The 23,047-nt window shown below is 71.2% G+C and carries 16 protein-coding genes and 1 pseudogene; 7 read left to right on the top strand and 10 right to left on the bottom strand.

The annotated features are described in order from the left end of the window. Positions 1-6 precede the first annotated feature (6 nt). The 7 genes from ACIQU3_RS15540 to ACIQU3_RS15510 all read right to left on the bottom strand — a co-directional run bounded on the left by ACIQU3_RS15540 (position 7) and on the right by ACIQU3_RS15510 (position 10,238). Positions 7-1,842: a LamG-like jellyroll fold domain-containing protein gene (locus ACIQU3_RS15540; protein ID WP_403925406.1), complete on the bottom strand. Its 1,836-nt coding sequence runs from the start codon at positions 1,840-1,842 to the stop codon at positions 7-9. A 73-nt stretch (positions 1,843-1,915) separates the two neighbouring features. Continuing rightward, on the bottom strand, positions 1,916-4,846 hold the full coding sequence (locus ACIQU3_RS15535) for a glycoside hydrolase family 2 TIM barrel-domain containing protein (protein ID WP_403925403.1): 2,931 nt from the start codon (positions 4,844-4,846) through the stop codon (positions 1,916-1,918). Beyond that, a complete protein-coding gene (locus ACIQU3_RS15530) occupies positions 4,843-5,898 on the bottom strand; it encodes an alkaline phosphatase family protein (RefSeq protein ID WP_403925400.1) in 1,056 nt (351 codons plus the stop codon). The genes ACIQU3_RS15535 and ACIQU3_RS15530 overlap by 4 nt, the downstream gene beginning before the upstream one ends. 110 nt (positions 5,899-6,008) lie before the next feature. After that, complete coding sequence (locus ACIQU3_RS15525; protein WP_403925396.1) at positions 6,009-6,857, bottom strand: carbohydrate ABC transporter permease; 849 nt, start codon at positions 6,855-6,857, stop codon at positions 6,009-6,011. Further along, positions 6,854-7,738 carry a carbohydrate ABC transporter permease gene (locus ACIQU3_RS15520; RefSeq protein WP_403734299.1) on the bottom strand — a complete coding sequence of 295 codons (885 nt, stop codon included), beginning with the start codon at positions 7,736-7,738 and terminating at the stop codon, positions 6,854-6,856. Before ACIQU3_RS15520 ends, ACIQU3_RS15525 begins: the two co-directional genes overlap by 4 nt. Before the next feature lie 126 nt (positions 7,739-7,864). Next, positions 7,865-9,142: an ABC transporter substrate-binding protein gene (locus ACIQU3_RS15515; RefSeq protein ID WP_403925393.1), complete on the bottom strand. Its 1,278-nt coding sequence runs from the start codon at positions 9,140-9,142 to the stop codon at positions 7,865-7,867. A 43-nt stretch (positions 9,143-9,185) separates the two neighbouring features. After that, on the bottom strand, positions 9,186-10,238 hold the full coding sequence (locus ACIQU3_RS15510; RefSeq protein ID WP_403925389.1) for a carbohydrate kinase family protein: 1,053 nt from the start codon (positions 10,236-10,238) through the stop codon (positions 9,186-9,188). Between the two features lie 150 nt (positions 10,239-10,388). Here ACIQU3_RS15510 and ACIQU3_RS15505 point away from each other — a divergent pair, with 150 nt between their 5' ends. The 3 genes from ACIQU3_RS15505 (at position 10,389) to ACIQU3_RS15495 (ending at position 15,601) form a co-directional block, all read left to right on the top strand. Next, entirely contained in the window at positions 10,389-11,153 is a 765-nt protein-coding gene (locus ACIQU3_RS15505) for a DeoR/GlpR family DNA-binding transcription regulator (RefSeq protein ID WP_403926146.1), read from the top strand. Then, positions 11,150-12,490, top strand: a complete 1,341-nt coding sequence (locus tag ACIQU3_RS15500) for a 6-phospho-beta-glucosidase (RefSeq protein WP_403925386.1) — start codon at positions 11,150-11,152, stop codon at positions 12,488-12,490. The genes ACIQU3_RS15505 and ACIQU3_RS15500 overlap by 4 nt, the downstream gene beginning before the upstream one ends. A gap of 69 nt (positions 12,491-12,559) precedes the next feature. After that, positions 12,560-15,601 carry an alpha-mannosidase gene (locus ACIQU3_RS15495; protein WP_403925383.1) on the top strand — a complete coding sequence of 1,014 codons (3,042 nt, stop codon included), beginning with the start codon at positions 12,560-12,562 and terminating at the stop codon, positions 15,599-15,601. 157 nt (positions 15,602-15,758) lie between these two features. Here the strand turns inward: ACIQU3_RS15495 and ACIQU3_RS15490 are convergent, their stop codons facing one another. Both ACIQU3_RS15490 and ACIQU3_RS15485 read right to left on the bottom strand, forming a co-directional pair. Further along, entirely contained in the window at positions 15,759-16,052 is a 294-nt protein-coding gene (locus ACIQU3_RS15490) for a putative quinol monooxygenase (RefSeq protein WP_403734131.1), read from the bottom strand. A 391-nt stretch (positions 16,053-16,443) separates the two neighbouring features. After that, a pseudogene (locus tag ACIQU3_RS15485) lies at positions 16,444-17,359 on the bottom strand (carbohydrate kinase). A gap of 246 nt (positions 17,360-17,605) precedes the next feature. On the opposite strand from ACIQU3_RS15485, the gene ACIQU3_RS15480 reads away from it, so the two are divergent. The 4 genes from ACIQU3_RS15480 to ACIQU3_RS15465 all read left to right on the top strand — a co-directional run bounded on the left by ACIQU3_RS15480 (position 17,606) and on the right by ACIQU3_RS15465 (position 21,684). Further along, on the top strand, positions 17,606-18,628 hold the full coding sequence (locus ACIQU3_RS15480; RefSeq protein WP_403925380.1) for a sugar ABC transporter substrate-binding protein: 1,023 nt from the start codon (positions 17,606-17,608) through the stop codon (positions 18,626-18,628). 106 nt (positions 18,629-18,734) lie between these two features. Continuing rightward, a complete protein-coding gene (locus ACIQU3_RS15475) occupies positions 18,735-19,748 on the top strand; it encodes an ABC transporter permease (protein ID WP_403734143.1) in 1,014 nt (337 codons plus the stop codon). Beyond that, a complete protein-coding gene (locus tag ACIQU3_RS15470; RefSeq protein ID WP_403734147.1) occupies positions 19,745-20,581 on the top strand; it encodes an ATP-binding cassette domain-containing protein in 837 nt (278 codons plus the stop codon). The genes ACIQU3_RS15475 and ACIQU3_RS15470 overlap by 4 nt, the downstream gene beginning before the upstream one ends. Positions 20,582-20,652: 71 nt before the next feature. Next, positions 20,653-21,684, top strand: a complete 1,032-nt coding sequence (locus ACIQU3_RS15465; protein ID WP_403925379.1) for a LacI family DNA-binding transcriptional regulator — start codon at positions 20,653-20,655, stop codon at positions 21,682-21,684. Positions 21,685-21,766: 82 nt separating this feature from the next. Here the strand turns inward: ACIQU3_RS15465 and ACIQU3_RS15460 are convergent, their stop codons facing one another. Continuing rightward, positions 21,767-22,948, bottom strand: a complete 1,182-nt coding sequence (locus ACIQU3_RS15460) for an ATP-grasp domain-containing protein (protein WP_403734153.1) — start codon at positions 22,946-22,948, stop codon at positions 21,767-21,769. Positions 22,949-23,047: the final 99 nt, after the last annotated feature.

Here is a 23,047-nt window from a genome sequence, read left to right as displayed (position 1 = left end):
GGGATCTCAGTGGTTCATGAAGGAGGTGACGGGCAGCGCCCGGGCGACGATCCGGACGTCGCCGAGCCGGCCGTGGAAGATCTGGTCGATCTTTCCGCCGTACTCGTAGCCGCCCAGCAGCCACGGCAAGTCGGCGGAGGTGATGCCGACGGAGGACGCCTTGGGGTTGCGGAGCACCGGGCAGCCCTCGACGTAGAACGTGGTGTGCCTGCCGTCGTTGACGACCGCGAGGTGCCACCAGGTCTCCAGCGGCGTCTCCTGGCCCCAGTTGGTGGCGATGCCCTGCTGGTTGAGCGGGCGCACCGCCCACTGCGGTTCCCGGTCGTTGGACAACGACAGCGTCGCCGGCGGCTCGTCCGGGTCGTCGGCGGTCTTCCCGGCGGAGCCGCCCGTGCCGCTACGGGAGACCAGCCCCGACCAGGCGTTGTGGTCCGGGTCCCAGTCGGCGGGCAGGCGGTAGAACGCCTCGATGGTGTAACCGTCCTCGAACGTCGACGCGTTGAGCGGGGCATCGTCGACCGTCTTCAGATACGCGCCCCTCAGCGGGGACTTGAAGCCCTGGAACTCCAGGCTGCCGTGGCCCGGCTGGTCGGGGTGGTGGTCGGCCGACCAGCCCAGCGTGCCCCCGCCGACCGTGACCGCGGACAGGTCGTTGCCCCGGCCGGACAGGTCGCGGACCGTGCCGGTCGTGCCGTCGACGGGCTTGTCGAAGCGCCAGTACGCCACTGTGCCCGGCAGCAGGATCGTCGGGACGGGCCGGGCCGGCCGGGCGGGCACGGGCGCGAACCCGGAGAAGCGTGTCCGGAAGTCGATCTCGACGGAGAACCGGTCGGCGTCGCCGCTCAGTTCCATCTCCTGCCGCTCCAGCTCGTTGAGCCCCTTCGCCGCCCGGCCGAGGATCCACGGCGAGAGCGTCTCCACGTCGATGACGCCGCGATCCAGGTCGAAGCGGTAGAGGCGGATCATCGCCGCGCCGCCGAAGTAGCGGTTCTGGTAGTTCGTCAGATGCAGATGGACCTCGTGCCCGGCCGCGTTCTTCCGGGTCGCGCGGGCGGCGGGCCAGTAGTGCCCGCCCAGGGCCAGGAAGATCTGGTCGTGGTCCTCGATCAGCCGGTCCCACAGCTGCTGCCCGTACTCCGACAACGTGTCGTCCTCGACGACCAGTTCGTGTGTCGTGAGGATCACCGGCGTCCTCGGGTGTTTCGCCAGGACCTCCTTCGCCCACGCGTAGCCCTGCGGCGACAGCCGCCAGTCCAGCGCGAGCACCAGCCACTCCCCGCCGCCCGCCTCAAGGCGGTGGTACGTGTTGTAGCCGTCGGCGGAGGCCCCGCCGAACGTGCTCTGCCCCTCGAACCGGTGCGGCCCGAACGCGTCCAGGTAGGGGGTGGCGCCGCGCTGGTCGGTCGTCGACGACTTCACGTCGTGGTTCCCGGCCAGGACGCTGTAGCCGACGCCGCGCCGGTCGAGCAGCCGGAACGCCTCGCCGATCGCGGCGAACTCCTCCGCCGCGCCGTTCTGCGTCAGGTCGCCGAGGTGGGACAGGAAGACGATGTTCTCCACCCGGCCGTGCTCCAGCAGATAGCGCAGCGCGGCCTCGACGGGCGCCTTGTCGATGCTCGGCCCGTCGAACAGGTACTGGGTGTCCGGCATCACGGCGAGCGTGAAGCGGCGGCTGCGCGGGTCGGGGCGCCACGCCGGGGTCGCGGCCTCGGCGGTGACGGCCGGCAAGGCGGTCACGGCCGCGGCGGTCGCGCCGAGCAGGGCCGTGGCGCGGAGGAAACCGCGTCTGCCGGCACCGGCCTGGGGCGCCTCGCCCGGGGCGTGGTCATGCGAAGTGCACACGCGTGCTCCATGAGGGGACTGAGAGGGGTGACCGGGGGTGACGGAGAGGGGCGGAGGGAGAAGGGAAGAGGTCTCAGAGAACGCGCAGCGTCCAGCTCCAGCGGTGGACGCCGGCCGGCACCAGATAGGAGGCGAAGGTGTCGGGGCCGCACGAGGCCGTGCCGAGCCCGCGGTGCGCCGCGTCGATATGCACCACGCACCCGGCCCGCGGCACCAGTTCGTCATGGTGCGCGGCAGCGGCCAGGTCGGCGGTGCGATGCCGGGTCACCGAGACCTGGCGGGCCCGGTCCAGCCGCACCGCGAGACCGGTGGCGTCGGGTGCGGACAGCGTGAACCGCCGTACGCCGTGCCGTCCGCCGCTCTCCTGTGGCCGCAGATACGGCGTGAACAGCTCGTCCACCGGCAGGCGGTGGTGGCCGACCGGCGCACCCGAGGCCCGGTCCGGATACGACTCCCAGGGGCCCTGCCCGAACCACTCCATGAGGTCCAGCCCGGCGACCGTCTCGAACACGGTCCCGACCCGGGCCACGTCGTGCAGCGCCTCGGGCAGCTCGGCGCACTCCTGCACGAGCAGCCCGCCCTCCACGGCCGTCAGCACTCGCTCGTGACGGACGGTCCCGCCCGCGCAGCGGTAGTCGGACACCACGGCCACCCGGCCCGGATCACGCCGCACGGACACGAGGCTGCGCGGCGGCGCGTGCAGCCCCCAGTCCCGCCAGCGGGCCGCCGTGCCGCCCAGTTCGTCGTTGTCGGTGGGCGCCCGCCACAGCGACAGCAACGGCGCGGCCGTCAGCAGCGGATGGACCAGCAGCCCGTCCTCGTCGACCTCGACCGGGCCCGGGACCGGGGTGTGCCTGACGGGGAGCGCGGCCCGAAGCCGTACCTGCGGCAGGCACACGAGCGAGCCGCGCGGTGCCCACGGCTCGTCACCGGCCGTCGTGACCCGCAGCGTCAGCCACGCCTCGCCGCCCTCGTCCGGCAGCGCGAACGGCAGCGGTACGGCGGCCGTCTCGCCCGGCCGCAGATCGGGCAGCTCGGCGGGAGCGGTCAGGGAGGTGCCGTCGGCGAGGGACAACTCCCACTCACCGGACAGCCAGTCCAGGCCCCGGAAGTGCTGGTGGTTCCCGAGGATCACGCCCTCGTGCCGGAAACACTCGATCCGCACCGGCGCGGCGATCTCCCGGTGCTCGTACATCACCGGCTTGGGCGTGCGATCCGGGAAGACGACACCGTCGGCGATGAAGGCGCCGTCGTGGTCCGCCTCGCCGAAGTCGCCGCCGTACGCCCAGCGGTGCCCGGGCGCGGCGACACCGTTGTCATACCGCCCGGCGCCCCCACGCCCGGCCGGTCTGCCGTCGTTCACACGCTGGAGGATGCCGTGGTCCCAGAACTCCCAGATGAACCCGCCCTGAAGACCCGGGGTGGACTCGATGGCCTCCCAATGGTCGGCCAGCGTGCCGTTGCTGTTGCCCATGGCGTGCGAGTACTCGCACTGGATCAGCGGCTTGGTCTGGGCGCCGGACATGGCGTGCGCCAGGCACTCCTCCAATGGCGCGTACATCGGGCAGGCGATGTCGGAGGCCACGTCCGCAGCGGCCCAGCCGAGCTTGGCCGCGCCCTCGTACTGCACCGGCCGGGTCGGGTCGTGCCTGCGTACCCAGCCCGCCGCCGCGTCGTGGTTCGCGCCGTAGTCGGACTCGTTGCCCAGCGACCAGATGATGACGGACGGGTGGTTCTTGTCCCGCAGCACCATCCGGGAGACCCGGTCCACGAAGGCGCCCAGATAGCGCGGGTCGTCGGCGATCTCGTGGGCGTGGTCGTGGGACTCGATGTCCGCCTCGTCGACGACGTAGAAGCCGAGCTCGTCCGCCAGGTCGTACAGGGCCGGGTCGTTCGGGTAGTGCGCGGTGCGGATCGCGTTGAAGCCGAAGCGTTTCAGCAGGACGAGGTCCGCCCGCATGTCGTCGTACGTCACCGTCCGCCCGGTCAGCGGGTGGAAGTCGTGCCGGTTGACGCCCCGGACGAACACGCGCTCCCCGTTGACCAGCAGGTCCCGCCCGCTGACCTCGACGTCGCGGAAGCCGACGCGGTGCCGTGAGGTGTCGGCGACGCTGCCGTCGGCCCGGTGCAGGCGCACGGTCAGGCCGTACAGCTCGGGCGTCTCGGCGTTCCAGGTGCGCACCCGCGGTACCGAGGCCCGCAGCCGGGCCTCGCCGAGGAAGCCGGAGACCCGCTCGTCCTCGGCGTTGGCCCGGTCGAACTCCGCGTCCTGTGTGAGCAGGTGCCCGTCCAGATCCCCGCTGACGTACCAGCCCTCGGGCAGCGCCCCACCCGTGTCCCGCACCCGGCAGTCCACCCGCAGGTCCCCGTCCCGCCGGGCCCGCACCGTCACGTCCGCGAGGTGCAGCGGGTCGACGGCGTACAGCAGTACCGAGCGGGTGATCCCGCCGTGCCACCACTGGTCCTGGTCCTCGATGTGAGAGGCGTCCGACCACTTCACGACGGTCAGCCGCAGGCCGGCCCGCTCCCCGGGGCGCACCAGGTCCGTCAGGTCGAACTCGGCGGCCAGGTGCGAGTCCTTGGAGATCCCGACGGGCCGCCCGTCCACGTGCACCAGCAGCACGCTCTCGGCGGCCCCGGCCTGCAGCACGATCCGCCGCCCTGCCCACTCGGCCGGCACGTCCACCGAGCGCTCGTACACCCCGGTCGGGTTGACGGCGGGCACCTGCGGCGGGAACTCGGCGAACGGCATGCGGACGTTGAGGTACCGCGGGAGATCGTCCGTGCCCTGCACGGTCCACACACCGGGAACGTACGACGACGACCAGATCTCCCCGAGCGGGGCGTCCGGCGCGGGCAGCAGCTGGAAGCGCCAGTCGCCGTCGAGTGGGACGGCTGCGGGACGCCGGTCGACGGCGTGCATCGGCAGCCGGCCCCAGGAGGTCACCTCGGGGGCCTCCCAGGGGCGAAGGGCGATCAGGGGATCGAGCGGTGCGTCGGTCATGACCATTCCGAAGTGGGTGCGGTGGGCCCGGGCAGGACACGTCCCTGCAGGCCCCAGCCGGGGTCGACGGGGATGCCGAGACGGTCCAGGACGGTGGGGGCGATGTCGATGAGGCGGGGGGTGTCGAGCGGGGCGCCTACGGGTCCGCCGGCCGTGTCGAGCGGGGTGGTGCCCTCGGGCTTTCGGGGCTCGGTGAGCGGGGTGGACGCCGGTCCGCGGAGCGCGTCGCGCCGGGTGCCTGCGGGTTCGCCGGGCCGGGTGAGCCGGAAGCCTTCCGGCCCGCCGGGCTCGGCGAGGACGACGAAGACCTCCCGTTCGGCACGGGAGTCGCCGCCGTGGCCACCGGAGTCGAGGTGCCCGTGGTCCGTCGTGACCAGTACGGTCCACCGCTCACCGGCGCGCCCCGGAGCCGAGCGCCGGGCGTCGATCGCCGCCAGCAGCCGCCCGAGATGGGCGTCCTGGGCGCGGAGGGCGCGGTCGTAGGCGGGGGAGAGGGGGCCGGTGGCGTGGCCGGCCTCGTCGGTGGCGCCGAAGTACACGAACACGACGTCCGGGTCGCCCTTGGCGAGCCAGCGCAGGGCGGTGCGGGCGACGCGGCGGTCCGCCCTCTCGTAGCCCCAGAATTCGCCGTTGTACCGCACCCGTCGGCCAATGGCCCGGCCCAGGGTCCCGCGGCGGACCAGAGCCGGCCAGGACACCGCGGCCGCCGTACGCAGACCGGGCCGGGCGGTGACGGCGCGGGTCAGGAAGTCGGGGTAGCGGGCGTAGTCGGCGCCTGCGAAGTCGTTGCCGGTGACGCCGTGGCGCTCGGGCCACACTCCGGTGAGGATGCTCGACCAGCCGGGTCCTGAGTCGGTGTAGGCCGTGCCGTTCGACGGGCCGTCGTCGGCCCGGCCGTAGGGCAGCAGGCTGGTGCCGGCGGTGCCCTCGGCCATCAGGGCGTGCAGGACCGGGGCGTTGGCCGGTGAGCGGGTCAGGCGGTCGTGGCGCAGACCGTCCATGCCGATGACGAGTACTTTGGGGCGTCGGGCCTCGGCGTTGACATCCGTCACGGGGGGTGCCTCCTGGTGCGACCACTACGAGCTCGGGACCGGCTGCCGGTTCTTGGCTGCGCGGCCGTGGTGGCTGGTCGCGCAGTTCCCCGCGCCCCTTTCGGGGCGCTTCAACTGCCCTGTACCGCTCCCTCCGTGGCGCCCGCGATGAAGCCGCGGGCGAAGATCGTGAAGACGATGACCAGGGGCACGGACGCCATGAGCACACCGGCCATGACCATGCTGTAGTCGGTGGTGTGGCCGACGTGGAGCTGGGCGAGTGCCACTTGCAGGGTGAGGTGGCCGGGGTCGTTGAGGACGATCAGCGGCCAGATGTAGTCGTTCCAGGCACCGACGAAGGCGTAGATGGCGAGGAAGGACAGCGCGGGTCGGATCATCGGCAGCACGACGCTCCAGTACTGCCGGAAGAATCCCGCACCGTCGATGCGTGCGGCGTCGAGGAGCTCGTCCGGCACGCCGCTCTCGATGTACTGCCGCAGCCAGAAGATGCCGAAGGCGTTGGCGAGCGCGGGCAGGACCAGCGCCTTGAGCGTGCCGACCCAGCCGATGTCCGCCATCAGGATGAACTGCGGCAGGACGGCCAGCTGGAGCGGCAGCATCATGAACCCCACCAGCATGGCGAACAGCACCTTGCGGCCTGGGAAGTCGAACTTGGCGAAGGTGAACGCGGCCAGGGAGTCGACGAACAGGACCAGGACGGTGGTGACGCACGCGACGACGAGCGTGTTCAGCATCGACCCGAAGAAGTCGATGGTGTCGAGCACGTGCCGGATGTTCTCCAGCATATGGGATCCGAAGGTCAGCTTCGGGGGGCTCTTGTAGATGTCCTCGGTGGTGTTCGTCGCCATGACGATCGTCCACAGGAACGGGAACACCGAGACGAGGACGGCCAGGACGAGGACGATGTGCGCGGTCAGGCCCCCGGGACGCCGGGACCGCCTCGGGACGACTGCGGTCATGACTTCCTCCCGCGCTGTACGACACGCCAGTTGATGACGACCAGCACCATGATCAGTACGAAGAAGGCCCACACGATGGCCGCGCCGTAGCCGTAGTCGTTGTTCACGAAGGCCGACTGGTAGAAGTACAGCAGCGTGGTCAGGCCGGCCTGGCCTGGGCCGCCCAGGTTGGGGTTGGCGGCGTTGCTGCCGAACAGGACCTGGGGTTCGCTGAAGCTCTGCAGGCCGTTGATGGTCGAGATGACGACGGTGAACAGGATGATGGGCCGCATGATCGGCACGGTGATCTGGAAGAACGTACGGATCGGCCCGGCCCCGTCCAGCCTGGCCGCCTCGTAGATCTGGGCCGGGATGGACTGGAGGCCGGCCAGATAGATGATCATGTTGTAGCCGGTCCACATCCAGGTCATCAGCAGGGCGATGACCAGCTTGATCAGCCACGGATTGCTCAGCCACGGCACGGGCGAGATGCCGACCGTGCCCAGGATCGCGTTGACCAGGCCGAAGTTGTTGCTGAACACCGCGCCGAAGAAGATCGACACGGCGACGATCGAGGTGACGTTCGGTATGTACAGAGCGATGCGGTAGAAGCCCTTGAAACGGCGCACCGAGTGCAGCAGCGTCGCCAGCACCAGGGCGCCGAACAGGGTGGGGACGGTGGACAGCACCCAGATCGCCAGGGTGTTGCGGATGGACAGCCAGAAGACCGGGTCGTCCAGCAGGAACCGGAACTGCTGGAGTCCCACGAACTGCACGGTGCCCATACCGTCCCAGCGCTGGAAGGCGAGGTACAGCGAGTAGAAGACCGGGAAGAACGAGAAGACGCCGAAGATCAGGAAGAAGGGCGAGATCGCCAGGTACTGCCGCCAGTGCGACAGCACACGGCGACGCCCCGGCCGCACGGTGCCCGCGGGCGGCGTGCGTCGCGGGCGGAAGCGGGCCGGGCCGGGCCCGCCGTGATGCCGTGGCACCGCGGCGGAACCGGTGACCGGAGGGGAGGCCATCGCTCAGCTCACCCCCTGCCGCCGGGCGATCTGCTTGGCCTGGCCGACCGCGTCCTCCCAGGCGTCGTCGGGCTTCTTGCCCTTGGCCTCGATGTTGGTGAGTTCGGTCATGAACGGCGCCATGACGGCGGCGTCCGCGGGAGCCTCGTAGCTGGACGGTATGGCCTTGGCGGCCGGGCCGAAGACATCGATGATCTTCTGTCCGCCGAAGAAGGGGTCACCGCCCGTCATGGCCGGCATGGCGTAGGCCGCCGGTGCGGCGGGGAAGATGGCGGCGTCGGTGAAGCCGCGGGCGTCGTTCTCCGGGCTGAGGATCCAGCTGATGATCTTGAACGCCTCTTCGGGGTTCCGGCACTGCCTGGGCAGGGCCAGGTAGGAGCCGCCCTGGTTGGCCGGTCCGCCGGGCATCGCGCAGACCCGCCACTTGCCCTTGGTCTTCGGAGCCGCCTGCTCGATGTCCAGGGCGTGCCAGGCCGCGCCGAGTTCGGTGGTCAGGCTCCTGCCGACGGCGGCGTTCCAGGTGTTGTCGTTGATCTTGGCGTCGAGACCGAGGGCGTAGGGCCGCACCGCCGTGGTCCACGCGGTGCGGATGTGGTCCTGGTCGCCGATGAAGTGGTTGTCCTGGTCGATGAACCGCTCGGTGCCCTGTCCGACCACCATGTTGAACACCGAGCCGATGTTGTTCACCAGGTAGGTGCCGGGCAGCTTCCTCTTCAGTTCGGTGCCGAGCGCGAAGTACTCCTCCCAGCTCCCCGCCCGGGCGGCGACCTTGTCGGGGTCGGTGGGCAGTCCGGCCTTGTCGAACAGGTCCGCGCGGTAGAAGAGGGCGGTCGGGCCGATGTCGATGGGGAAGCCGATCTGTTTGCCGTCCTCGGTCCGTGCGAGCTTGGTCTTCCAGTCGAGGTACTGCGACGCGACCTTCTTGAAGCCCAGGTCGTTCAGATCGAGGAAGCGGCCCGCGTTGGGCAGGAACGACGCCATGTCCTCGCCCTTGATGCCGGTGATGTCGGGCACGGAGGCGCCCGCCGCGAGCGTCGTGGTCAGCTTCTGCTTGAAGTCGCCCCCGATGGAGGCCGCGGTCAGCTTCACCTCGCCGTTGAAGTGCGTCTTCGCCTCGGCGACGACCTTGTCGCTGAGCGCGCCTCCCCAGTACCACAAGGTGAGGTTCTTGCCGTTCTTGCTGCCGGCCGAGCCGGATCCGCTGCCGCAGGCGACGGTCAGACCGGAGGCGGCCGCGGTGAGCGCGGCGGCCTGGAGGAAGCCTCTACGGGAAAGGTCCACGGGTCACTCCTGTTGTTCCTGTTCGACGTGCCGGAGGGGTGGGTCAGTGCGTCCCTTCGAAGGCGCGCGGACCGACGGAGGTATGAGGGGCGGGCGGGGTGACGGGGGCGTGGTGCACGGGCCGTCCGGGATCGGCCGGGATGCGATCGGCGAGGAACCCGTAGGCGCCGCGTACGTCGGGGTCGGTCTGTGAGCGCCACCAGCGTGCGACGCCGTACCAGCCGGGGGCTGCCAGGGCGCCGCCGTGGTGCCGGACCGAGAGCCCGGCCGCGAGGACGGCGAACCGCAGCCGCTCCGTCAGCGGCCAGCCGCCGAGGGACGCCGCGACGAAGCTCGCGCCGAAGACGTCCCCGGCGCCCGTCGCGTCCAGGACCGCGGTGTCCAGGGCCGCGACCTCGGCGTACTCGCCGGTGATCTGGTCGACGGCGATGGCGCCGTCCCCGCCGCGGGTCACCACGGCGACCGGCACCAGCTCGGAGAGGGTGCCGAGGGCGGCCATCGCGCTGTCGGTGCGGGTGTAGGCCATCGCCTCGGTCTCGTTCGGGAGGAAGGCGTGGCACAGGGCCAGCTGGTCCAGGAGGGCCGGCGACCACTCCTGGGCGGGGTCCCAGCCGACGTCGCCGTAGATCTGTGTGCCGCTCGCCGCGGCCTTCGCGAGCCACTCGCGAGGCCGGGCTTCGAGGTGTACCAGGGCGGTCCGCGCTTCGGGCGGGTCGCCCATCAGCACGTCCTGCGAGTAGGGCGGCTCCTGGCCGTGCGTGAGCAGGGCCCGGTCGTGGCCGTAGGCGACGGAGACGGTGACCGGGGTGGGCCAGCCGTCCGCCGTCCGGGAGAGCGAGAGGTCGACGCCTTCCTGGTCGCGCAGGACGTCCCGGCAGTGCTCGCCGTAGAAGTCGTCGCCGAACACCGTGGCCAGGCTGGTGCGCAGGCCGAAGCGTGAGGCGGCGACCGCGAGGTTGGCGATGCCGCCCGGGCCGCAGCCCATGCCCCGGGTCCAGATCTCCTCGCCGGGGGTGGGCGGCCCGCCGAGCCCCGTGAGCACGAGGTCGTAGAAGAGCAGCCCGGTCAGCAGCACATCGGGCCGGTCGTCGTCCACGGATGTGTCCTCTCACTCATGGCTTCGACGGAGATCGTCAAAACTCTTCATTTCGGTGAGCGGAATCGTGCGCTGTTACGCGAGACCTGGTCAATACCCGAGCAGAAATAAGCATGGCGATGATTGGAGATGACGAGTAATGTGCACGCCGTGCTGGCAGAACGACGACACCAACTCATCCTGCGGGCCCTGCGGGCCGGTGGCCCCGCGTCCGTGACCGACCTCTCGGAGCAGCTGGGCGTGAGCCCCGCCACCATCAGGCGTGACCTGGTCAAACTAGAAGAGGACGGGCTGCTCACGCGTGTGCACGGCGGCGCCGTGGTGGAGGAGGGCGACCAGCCCTTCGCCGAGGTCGCCGAGGTGCGCGTGTCCGAGAAGGACGCCATAGCCGAACGCGCCGCCGCGATGATCAGGGACGGCCAGTCGGTGCTGCTGGACATCGGCACGACGGCCTACCGCCTGGCCCGGCAGCTGCACGGGCGCCGGCTCACCGTGATCACCAGCAACCTGGTGGTCTACGAGGAGCTCGCCGACGACGGGGGCATCGAGCTGGTCCTGCTCGGCGGCATGGTCCGCCGCGAGTACCGCTCCCTGGTCGGCTTCCTCACCGAGGACAACCTGCGCCAGCTGCACGCCGACTGGCTCTTCCTCGGGACCAGCGGGGTGCGGCCCGGCGGGCAGGTCATGGACACGACGGTCGTGGAAGTGCCCGTCAAACGGGCCATGATCAAGGCCGGCGAGAAGGTGGTGCTGCTCGCTGACGCGGCGAAGTTCCCCGGGCACGGGATGGCGAAGGTCTGCGGTCCCGAAGACCTGGACGCGGTGGTGACGAACGCGCCGGTCGACGCGGCGACACGCACCTCCTTCCAGGAGGCGGGCGTCGAGGTCGTCGTGGCGGGAAAGGGGCAGGCGTGAAACTGACGATTCTGGGCGGTGGAGGATTCCGCGTACCCCTGGTGTACGGAGCGCTCCTCCAGGATCACGCCGAGGGCCGGGTGACCCGCGTCGTCCTGCACGATCTGGACGCCGGACGGCTGTCGGCGGTGACCCGCGTCCTCGCCGAACAGGCGGCCGGCGTCCCGGACGCGCCCGAGGTGAGCGCCACCACCGACCTCGACGACGCCCTGCGAGGCGCCGACTTCGTGTTCTCCGCGATCCGCGTCGGCGGCCTGGAGGGACGCGCGAACGACGAACGTGTCGCCCTGGCCGAAGGGGTGCTGGGCCAGGAGACCGTGGGAGCGGGCGGCATCGCCTACGGCCTGCGCACGGTCCCGGTCGCCGTCGACATCGCGCAACGGGTCGCCCGGCTCGCGCCCGACGCCTGGGTCATCAACTTCACCAACCCGGCGGGTCTCGTCACCGAGGCCATGTCCCGCCACCTCGGCGACCGCGTGATCGGCATCTGCGACTCCCCGGTCGGCCTCGGCCGCCGCATCGCCCGGGTGCTCGGCGTGAAGAACCCGGGGGAGGCGTGGATCGACTACGTCGGGCTCAACCACCTCGGCTGGGTGCGCGGCCTGCGCGTCGCCGGCCGGGACGAGCTCCCGCGCCTGCTCGCCGACCCCGACCTGCTCGGCTCGTTCGAGGAGGGCAAGCTCTTCGGCGCCGACTGGCTGCGCTCCCTGGGCGCGATCCCCAACGAATATCTGCACTACTACTACTTCAACCGCGAGGCGGTCCGCGCCTACCAGCAGGCCGAGAAGACCCGAGGCGCCTTCCTGCACGACCAGCAGGCCCGCTTCTACGCCGAGATGCGCAACCCGGACGCCCCCGCCCTCGCTGTCTGGGACCGCACCCGCGCCGAGCGCGAGGCCACGTACATGGCCGAGAACCGCGAGACCGCGGGCGCCGGGGAACGCGACGAGGACGACCTGTCCGGCGGCTACGAGAAGGTGGCCCTCGCCCTGATGCGGGCCATCGCCCGGGACGAGCGCACCACCCTGATCCTCAACGTGCGCAACCGGCGCACGCTGTCCGTCCTGGACACGGAGGCCGTGATCGAGGTCCCCTGCCTCGTCGACGCCAACGGCGCCCACCCCGTCACCGTCGACCCGCTGCCCGGCCATGCCGCCGGCCTGGTCTGCGCGGTCAAGGCCGTCGAGCGCGAGGTGCTGGCCGCCGCGGACTCCGGCTCCCGCGCCATCGCCGTAAAGGCCTTCGCCCTGCATCCGCTCGTCGACTCCGTCAACGTGGCCCGCAGGCTGGTCGAGGGGTACGCCGAGGTCCACCCCGGGTTGGCGTACCTTAGGTGAACGCCGCTCGGTAAGCGCTTTCCCCTCGCCTGCCGTCTGCTCGCTCTTCCCGCTTCCTGGAGACAGCCCATGCACGACGAAAGCCGCCGCATCGAGGAGCGCGTGCAGCGCCTTCACGACCAGCGCATCAAGACCGCGGTCTACGCGGCCACCGTCCCCCTCGAGGTGGAGGCCTGGCAGGCCCCGGGGGAGCCGGTGCCGTTCGAGGAGGCCGCCGCCGCCTCCTACGAGCCGTTCACGATGGGCACCCCGTGGGGCCCGCCTTGGGGCACCACCTGGTTCCGTATGCGCGGACAGGTGCCCGCCGAGTGGGCCGGCAGGCGCGTCGAGGCCGTCATCGACCTCGGCTTCACCGGCGACTGGCCCGGCAACCAGGCCGAGGCCCTCGTCCACCTCACCGACGGCACCCCTCTGAAGGCGGTCAACCCGCTCAACCAGTACGTGGCGATCGCCGACCCCGCCCAGGGCGGCGAGAGCGTCGACTACCTGGTCGAGGCCGCCTCCAACCCGGACATCCTCGCGGACAACTTCTCGAAGACCACCCCGCTCGGCGACAAGCTCACCGCGGGTGACAAGCCCCTCTACACCTTCCGCAGCGCCGACATCGCGATCCTCGACGAACAGGTCTGGCACCTCGACCTCGACGTGCAGGTGCTGCGCGAGCTGATGCTGGAGCTCGGCGAGCACGACCCGCGCCGGCACGAGATCGCGCACGCCCTGGACCGGGCCATGGACCTGCTCGACCTGGACGATGTCTCCGGCTCCGCCCCGGCCGTCCGCGAGGCGCTGAAGCCGGTGCTGTCCAGGCCCGCGCACGCCAGCGCGCACACGATCTCCGGTGTCGGCCACGCCCACATCGACTCCGCCTGGCTCTGGCCGATCCGCGAGACCAAGCGCAAGACGTCCCGCACCTTCTCCAACGTCACCTCGCTCGCCGACGAGTACGACGACTTCATCTTCGCCTGCTCCCAGGCCCAGCAGTACGAGTGGGTCCGCGACCACTACCCCAAGGTCTGGTCCCGCATCCAGGAGTCGGTCAAGAACGGCCAGTGGGCGCCGGTCGGCGGCATGTGGGTCGAGTCCGACGGCAACCTGCCCGGTGGTGAGGCCGTCGCCCGCCAGTTCGTCCACGGCAAGCGGTTCTTCATCGAGCACTTCGGCCTCGAGACCAAGGGCGTGTGGCTGCCGGACTCCTTCGGCTACAACGCGGCCTACCCGCAGATCGCCAAACTCGCCGGCAACGAGTGGTTCCTCACCCAGAAGATCTCCTGGAACCAGACCAACAAGTTCCCCCACCACACCTTCTGGTGGGAGGGCATCGACGGCACCCGCATCTTCACCCACTTCCCGCCCGTCGACACCTACAACGCCCGCTTCAGCGGCGAGGAGATGTCCCGCGCGGTCCGCAACTACTCCGAGAAGGGCGGCGCCTCCCGCTCCCTCGCCCCCTTCGGCTGGGGCGACGGCGGTGGCGGCCCCACCCGCGAGATCATGGAACGGGCGCGCCGGCTGGCGGACCTGGAGGGCTCCGCGAAGGTCGTCGTCGAGCACCCCGACGAGTTCTTCGCCAAGGCCCGCGAGGAGTACCCGGACGCGCCCGTGTGGGTCGGCGAGCTCTACCTGGAGCTGCACCGCGCCACCTACACCTCCCAGGCCCGCACCAAGCAGGGCAACCGCCGCTCCGAACACCTCCTGCGCGAGGCCGAACTCTGGGCGACCACGGCCGCGCTGCACGCGCCCGGCTACAGCTACCCGTACGAGAAGCTGGACCGGCTGTGGAAGACGGTGCTGCTGCACCAGTTCCACGACATCCTGCCCGGCTCCTCCATCGCCTGGGTGCACCGCGAGGCCGAGGCCGAGTACGCCCGCGTCGCCCGGGAACTGCACGCCCTGACCGCCGAGGCGGTGGCCGCACTGGGCGCAGGGGAACCCCGCGTCTTCAACACCAGCCCCTACGACCGGGCCGAAGTGGTCCGCAGCGCCGACGGCACCCCGGTGTTCGTGCGGGTGCCCGCGAGCGGCTCCGCGCCCCTGGCCGACACCGCGCCCCCGCAGCCGGTGACCGTCGACGGGCGAGTGCTCGACAACGGACTGGTCCGCGTGGAGGTCGCCGAGGACGGCACCCTCTCCTCGGTCTTCGACCTGCGCGCCGGCCGCGAGGTGCTCGCCGAGCCGGGCAACCTGCTCCGCCTGCACACGGACCTGCCCAACTACTGGGACGCCTGGGACATCGACAAGCACTACAAGAACCGCTACACCGACCTCCTGGACGCGTCGTCCGTCACGGTCGTCGAGCAGGACCCGCTGGTCGGCGCCATCCGTGTCGAGCGATCCTTCGGCAAGGGCTCCACGATCACCCAGACGATCAGCGTCCGCGCCGGCAGCCCCCGTATCGACATCGAGACGGACATCGACTGGCACGAGACGGAGAAGATCCTCAAGGCGGCCTTCCCGGTCGACATCCGCGCCCCGCACTCCTCCGCCGAGATCCAGTTCGGCCACGTCCAGCGCCCCACCCACACCAACACCAGCTGGGAGTCGGCGCGCTTCGAGGTCTCCGGCCACCGCTGGGTGCACCTCGCCGAGCCCGGCTACGGTGTCGCCGTCATCAACGACTCGACCTACGGCCACGACGTCTCCCGCACCGTCCGCGACGACGGCGGCACCACGACCACCGTCCGGCTGTCCCTGGTCCGCGCCCCGCGCATCCCGGACCCCGAGGCCGACCAGGGCCGCCACCGCTTCACCTACGCCCTGCTGCCCGGCGCGAGCATCGAGGACGCCGTCGCCGAGGGCTACGCCCTCAACCTGCCGCTGCGCGTGGCCGACGCTGCCGGTGCGCCCGAACCGGTCGTGTCCACCGAGGGCGAGGGCATCACCGTGGAAGCGGTCAAGCTCGCCGACGACACCTCCGGTGACGTCGTCGTACGGCTCTACGAGTCTCGCGGCGGTCGCGCCACCGGCACCCTGCGCACCGGGTTCCCGCTCGCGGGCGCCCAGATCACCGACCTGCTGGAACGGCCCCTGGAGGACGCGGAGACCACCGACGGGGCCGTCGCCGTCGCGCTGCGGCCCTTCCAGATCCTCACCCTGCGCCTGCGCAGGGGATGACCTCGGGGGCGTGCGGCCGAGGACGGGGACGCCGTGCCCGGCGTCCCCGCCCGCCGGGCCAGCGAGGCCGTCGACGGCGTGGGCGCAGTCCAGGTCGTTCTGCGACGCCGCCCGGCACAGGGCCGGTCCCTGTCCGGCACGGCCCTGCGCCGGAGGGTCAGTCCACCGGATCCAGGAAGGTGAGCACGGAGGCGCTCTCCTCGATCAGCGGCGCGAGCGCGGCGTTGAACGGGCCGCCGTACGGGGCGTCCAGGTGTGCCTTGAAGGCGTCGTCGTCCCGGTAGACCTCGAAGATCCAGAAGGCGCGTGGGCGGGAGGCCTTGGTGTAGACGTCGAAGGCGAGGTTGCCCTCCTCGTCCCGCACCTTCAGGGCGTAGTCGCGCAGCATCCGGGCGACGTACTCCTCCGCTCCCTCACGGGCGGTGAACTCGGCGAACAGGGTCTTCTTCACGATGGGTCGGCCTCCATGGTCGAGGATGGCGGGGAGGATCGGTCACGGCAGGAGCCGGGGCCCCGGACGGCGGCCCGATCCCGCCTCACCGTGCCTTTCCCGGCCTTCGGCGGTGCGCGCCGCGATGGTCCGCCGGTGAGCACGCCGGGATGCACGTCGAGGGCTCATGAAGTCTCCTGTGCCGCGGTCGTCCACGCAGCGGAACCCGAACTGCTCCGGCGCGGACCGGCCGAGAGGTGATGCCCCCTGGCCGGCGCTGTCGTCCACGTCGCCCAGGGGGTGTCGTCGCCGACTTGTGTCAACGATGACATCGAGGTGCCCGATGATGGAGGCAGAACGGCCGGCACGTCAACGGGTACGGGCGCCGTCGGCCCCTGCCGGCAGCGGCCCCTCAGGCTCGGCGGGCCGTCGCGGGGCGCGTGAGTGCGTGCTGCCACGGCGGGTTGGGGCCGGCCACCGAGCAGGTCAGGGAGGCGACCCGGGCGGCGAAGCGGCAGGCTTCCTCGACGTCGCCGAGCCGGAGGTCCGTCAGTCGGCCCCCGAGGAGTCCGCGGGCGGCGAGGCGGTGCAGCAGGCCGGCGGTGAAGGAGTCCCCCGCCCCGACCGTGTCGACCACCTCCGCCGCGACCGCCGGCACCTCCACCCGTTCCCCGTCGAGCGAGGCCAGGGCGCCGTCCCCGCCGCGGGTGATCACGACGAGCCGGGCCCCCGCCGCGTGCCAGGTGTCGCACGCCTGTTCGGGGGACGCGCCGGGCAGGAGCAGTTCGAGGTCCTCGTCGCTGAGCCGCAGGATGTCGGTGAGCCGGCACCAGTGCGGAAGCCGCTCGCGGTAGACCTCGGGACGCACCAGCAGCGGACGCACGTTGGGACACCGCGGCCGCTCCGGGTTCCCGGACCAGGGCGAGCGATCCGGTGTGCACACAGACGGACCCGGACAGGTCCGCGCCGGCGAGTTCCCCGGCCGTCCACTGCCAGTCGGCGGTGTTCTGCGCGTGGAAGGAGAACGCGGCCCGGCCCTGGGCGTCCAGTTCCGCCACGGCCAGCGTGCTCGGTTCGCAGGCCTTGACGGCGTCCGACAGATCCACTCCGGACTCCTCCAGGTGGGCCCGGAACAGGCGGCCGAACACATCGTCGGACAGACGTGCCAGGAAGTGCGCTCCGGTGCCGAGCCGGGCGAGCGACACGGCCGTGTTCGCCGGCCCGCCTCCGGGCAGCACCCGCAGGGCGAGTTCGTTCGAGGCCTTCGCGGGCTCGGTGAACGCGTCCGCGACGCACTCTCCCAGGACGGTGATCTGATGCGGGCTCATCTGCTGCTCTCCTCTGCGGCCGCGCGGGCGAACCGGTCACGTCATGACGCAGCCGCTGATCGGCCGCGGGGGCGGGGGCCCGGGCGTTGCCGATTTGTGACGCGGGTAAGGCATTGACGTTGCCGGGAGCCGGAGTCCATCATCCTCGCCATGCAGTGTCAACGATGACATAAGTCAACGATGACACCTCGGGACGGCATGCTCCCATGCCGGCCGCGCCGCTCGTTATCCCGCAGGAGTCGTTTCATGTCTCGCACCACTCGTATGCCCTCCTCCCTCCTCAGAGCCGCCGCGTGCACCGGCGTCGCGGCCCTCGCCCTGACGGCCTGCGGATCCGGCTCCGGCGCCGGTTCGGCTTCGGCCGGCTCCTCCTCGGGCGATGTCAAGGTCGGTCTGATCACCAAGACCGACACCAACCCGTTCTTCGTGAAGATGAAGGAGGGTGCCGATAAGGCCGCGAAGGCCGAAGGCGTGCAGCTCATGACCGCGGCGGGCAAGTTCGACGGCGACAACGCCGGTCAGGTGACGGCCATCGAGAACATGGTCGCGTCGGGCGTGAAGGGCATCCTCATCACCCCCAGCGACTCCAAGGCGATCGTGCCCGCGCTCGAAAAGGCCAAGGCCAAGGGCGTCCTGGTCATCGCGCTCGACACCCCTACCGAGCCGCAGAGCGCCGTCGACGCCCTCTTCGCCACCGACAACCTCAAGGCCGGCGAACTGATCGGCGAGTACGCCAAGGCCGCCATGAAGGGCAAGACCGCGAAGATAGCCGCCCTCGACCTCGCACCGGGAGTCTCCGTGGGCGTCCAGCGGCACAACGGCTTCCTCAAGGGCTTCGGCGCCACCGACAAGGACGTCGCCTGCGCCCAGGACACCGGCGGTGACCAGTCCAAGGGCCAGACCGCCATGGAGAACTGCCTCCAGAAGGAACCCGGCATCAACGTCGTCTACACCATCAACGAACCGGCCGCCCTGGGCGCCTACACCGCCCTGAAGGCCAAGGGCCGCGAGAAGGACGTCCTGATCGTGTCCGTGGACGGCGGCTGCACCGGCACCCGCGCCGTCAAGGACGGCAAGATCGCCGCGACCTCGCAGCAGTACCCGCTGAAGATGGCCGCCGAGGGTGTCAAGGCCGTCGTGACCTACGCCAAGGACGGCAAGAAGGCCTCCGGTTACACCGACACCGGCGTCACCCTCATCTCCGACAAGGCGCAGCCGGGGGTCACGTCCAAGGACACCGCCTACGGCCTGGAGAACTGCTGGGGCTGAGCCGCCCCGAGGACCGCCCGCACCGCCTCACCCCGAGCCGGCGGGCCGGCTCCCACCTCCCCGGCCGGGAGCCGGCCGCCTCCCCACCCTCCGTCAAGGACCTCGCATGACTGCCACGTCCACGCCACCGTCCACATCCTCGCCCTACGCCGGGCTGAAAGCCCCGACGACGGTCCGCAGGCTGCTCACGCAGCCGACCACGGGTCCGCTGGTCGCGCTCCTGCTGGCCTGTGTGTTCTTCTCCGTCTCGACCGACCAGTTCCTCACGGGCGGGAACTTCTCGCTGATCGTCCAGCAGGTCATGGTCGTCGGAACGCTCGCGATCGGCCAGACGCTGATCATCCTCACGGCGGGCATCGACCTGTCGTGCGGGGCCGTGATGGCGTTCGGCAGCATCGTGATCGCCAAGATGGCGGCCGAGGGCTCGCTGCCGCCGCTGGCCGCGATCGCCCTGGGTCTGGTCGTCTGCGGCGGTTTCGGCCTGCTCAACGGGCTGCTGGTGCAGAAGATCCCGCTGCCGCCGTTCATCGTCACCCTCGGCATGCTGAACGTGGCGTTCGCGCTCACCCACATCTACTCCGAGGAGCAGACGGTCACGAACCTGCCCGGCCCGCTGACGGCGCTGGGGCAGACCTTCCCCCTGGGCAGAACGGACATCACCTACGGCTCCCTGGTCACCATCGGCCTGTTCCTCCTCCTCGCCTACGCGCTGAGCAGCACCGGCTGGGGCCGGCACGTCTACGCCCTGGGCAACAGCCAGGAAGCGGCCCGCCTGAACGGCATCCGCACCTCCCGGCTGACCATCGGCGTCTACACCGCGGCCGGCGTCCTCTACGGCATCGCCGCCCTGCTCCTCATCTCCCGTACGGGGGTGGGCGACCCGCAGGCGGGCCAGACGGACAACCTGGACAGCATCACCGCCGTGGTCCTCGGCGGCACCAGCCTCTTCGGCGGACGCGGCTCGGTCCTGGGCACCTTCATCGGCGTCCTCATCGTCGGCGTCTTCCGCAACGGGCTCCAGCTGATGGGAGTCGCCTCCATCTACCAGACCCTGATCACCGGCGTCCTGGTGATCCTCGCGGTGACCGTCGACCAGATCTCCCGGAAGAAGGCCCGATGACCGCCACCTCCTCCCCGACGCCCGTCCTCCAGGCCCGCGGTCTGGTCAAGCGCTACGGCCACGTCACCGCCATCGACGGCGCCGACTTCGACCTGCTGCCCGGCGAGGTGCTCGCCGTCATCGGCGACAACGGCGCCGGCAAGACCAGCCTCATCAAGGCCCTCACCGGCGCGGTGACCCCCGACGCGGGCGAGATACGCCTGAACGGCGAACCCATCACCTTCTCGGGCCCTCAGAGCGCCCGCGCCCACGGCATCGAGACGGTGTACCAGGACCTCGCCGTGGCCGCTTCCATGGACATCGCGTCGAACATGTTCCTTGGCCGCGAACTGCGCCGCCCGGGCGTCCTCGGCAGTGTCTTCCGCCTGCTGGACAAGAAGCGCATGCGTCAGGAGGCCGCCGAGCACATGGCCGACCTGAAGATCGGGCTGCGCTCCCTGACGCAGGCGGTCGAGACCCTGTCCGGCGGACAGCGCCAGGCCGTGGCCGTGGCCCGTTCCGTCGCCTGGGCCCGCAGCGTCGTCGTCATGGACGAACCCACCGCCGCGCTGGGCGTGAAGGAATCGGGGCAGGTCCTGGACCTCATCCGCCGTGTCCGGGACAAGGGCATGCCGGTCGTCCTGATCAGCCACAACATGCCGCACGTCTTCGAGATCGCCGACCGGATCCACGTCCACCGGCTGGGCCGCCGCGCCGCCCTGATCAAGCCCTCCGACTACTCCATGGCGGAGGTCGTCGCCATCATGACCGGCGCGCTCGGTGTCGACGCGGCCGGGGATACTGTCGTGGCGGATTCCGCGGCCGCGAAGGCCGCCGGGGTCCAGGCCACTTGACCACCCGCCCTCACAGGATTCCGGCCGAGGCCGCGGCCGGAACCGACGAGCACAGGAGACAGTCCTCCCCCATGGCAGCGAACCGCCGCCCGACCCTGGCCGACGTCGCACGCGAAGTCGGTGTCAGCGCCAAGACGGTCTCCCGTGTCCTGAACGAGGACGGGCCCGCCTCCGCCGAGACGAGGGAACAGGTCCTCGCCGCCGTCGCCCGACTCGGCTTCCAGCCGAACCTCATGGCCCGCAACATCCGGGTCGGCGGACCGGACACCACCATCGGGCTGGTCATCCCCGACCTCGGCAACCCCTTCTTCGGGGCCGTGGCCCGAAGCATCGAGGACACCGTCCGCGAACGCGGACTGACCCTCCTCATGGGCTCCTCCGCGGACGACCCCGACCGCGAGCGGGCCCTGACCGACAAGTTCCTCGCCCGCCGCGTCAGCGTCCTCATGGTCGTGCCGTCCGTCGGCGCCGACCACTCCCACCTCAAGGCCCACCGCACCAGGGGCCTGCCCGTGGTCTTCCTCGACCGGCTGGGGTCCGGCCTGTCCACCGACAGCGTGGTCAGCTCCAACCGCACCGGCGCGCACGACGGCGTCGCCCACCTGGTCGCCCACGGCCACCGGCGCATCGGTTTCGTCGGCGACCTGCCCACCAAGCTCTACACCCGCCGTGAACGACTGGCCGGCTACCGCGACGCCCTCCAGGAAGCGGGCATCGCCTACGACCGCACCCTGGTCGCCAACGCCCACGACCAGCGCGGGGCCTCCGCCGTCACCTCCCGGCTGCTGGGCCTGGACGATCCCCCCACCGCCCTGTTCGCCGGCAACAACATCGTCGCCCTGGGCATCGTCACCGAACTCGCCCGCAGCAGGAGGAAGGACGTCGCCGTCGTCGCCTTCGACGACGTGGAACTGGCCGAGGCCCTCGAGCCCGCCCTGACGGTCGTCGCGCAGGACCCCGAGGAGATCGGCAGGGCAGCCGCCACGACCGCCCTCGCCCGCCTCGACGGCGACCGCTCCCGCGCCCGCACCGTCACCGTCCCCACCCGGCTCATCGTCCGCGGCTCGGGGGAACGCCCGGCTCCGGCGCCGCGGCAGGCGTGACACCGCCGGCACCCGTGGGCCGCAGCGAGCCGGGCCGGCCGCACCCGTCCGAGATGAAGGACTCCTAACGCTTCGGCAACCACTACGTCGACAGCCCGGTGTGGCGCGGGGCGCTCGCGGCCAGGCCCGGGAGCGGGGCCGCCTGAGCCGCCGGCCCGACGGTGCCGGCCCGCTCGGCCGCTGCGGGAGAGGGCACCGCCGGGAGCGGCTCCGGCACCTGAGGCCGCTGCTGTTGCAGCGACACCGGGAGCAGCGGACGCGGCCCCGACACCACCGTGTAGTCCTGGCCCAGGAACGGCGGCTCGATGTCGCCCGGGTCCTCGCCGAGGGCCAATCGCACGGCCGCCCAGGGCGCGTTGACGCCGCACTGGGACAGCTGGTGCAGTCCGCCCGCCGGGCGGGTGTTGACGTCCATCAGCACCGGCCGGTCGCCGAGCATCCGGAACTGGATGTTGGACAGGTAGTGCAGACCGAATCCCTCAGCGATCCGCCGGGCCGGGTCCAGCCACCGGTCGTGCAGCGTGAAGCCGCGGCGGCGGCCGTTCTTGGTACGGCCCACCGCCAGCCGGACCCGGTTGTCCGGCCCGGTCAGGCAGTCCACCGACACCTCGGGCTGCTCCAGACGCGGCATCACCAACCAGTCGACCGGCTCCTCGTCCCGCCGCAGCGCCTCCAGCACCAGGTCGAGCGGCACGTACGGGCTCGGGAAACCGCTCAGATGCGCCAGGGAGAAGGACGTACGCGTGATCACGCGGAAGCCCACCCCGCCGGCCCCGGACGCCGGCTTGAAGCACGCCTTGTGCCCACCGGCCTCCAACTCCTCTACGGCGGTCACCAGTTCGTCCTCCGAGCGGACCCGGTACCACGGCGGCACCGGCACACCGATCGCCTGGACCGCCTCGTAGGCGATCACCTTGTCGTGGAAGACGGCCACGGCCTCGGGCGGCGGCGCCAGGACCGCCGTGCCCGCCGCCTCGAACTCGGCGCGGTGCGCCACGATCGCCGACTGGTGCAGCCGGGGCACGAACACATGGATGCCCCGCCGCGCGCACTGGTCCAGCGCGTACTCGACGTACCCGGCGGGGGAGAGGTTCTCGGGCTCCAGCTCGGCGGTGTCGGCGGCGGCCAGCACCGGCGAGTCGGGGTCGCCGTGCGTGGCATGGATCTCGACCGCCCGGTCGCTGGGATTCCTCCGCAGCTGATCCATGAAGAACACGTTCTCCGCGTACGTGCGGTTGAGCCAGACGCGTACGCGAGAGACCATGCAGGCCGCCTTTCACGGTTCGCGGGCAGGGCTGAGCAGCCCGTGCCCGGGCAGAAGAAGGGAGGGACACCAAACCGCCCCTGGGGCAGGGGCGTTCAC

It is taken from the genome of Streptomyces sp. NPDC101110, assembly GCF_044759525.1.
Lineage (GTDB): Bacteria > Actinomycetota > Actinomycetes > Streptomycetales > Streptomycetaceae > Streptomyces.
This window is presented reverse-complemented; position numbering and strand designations above follow the sequence as displayed.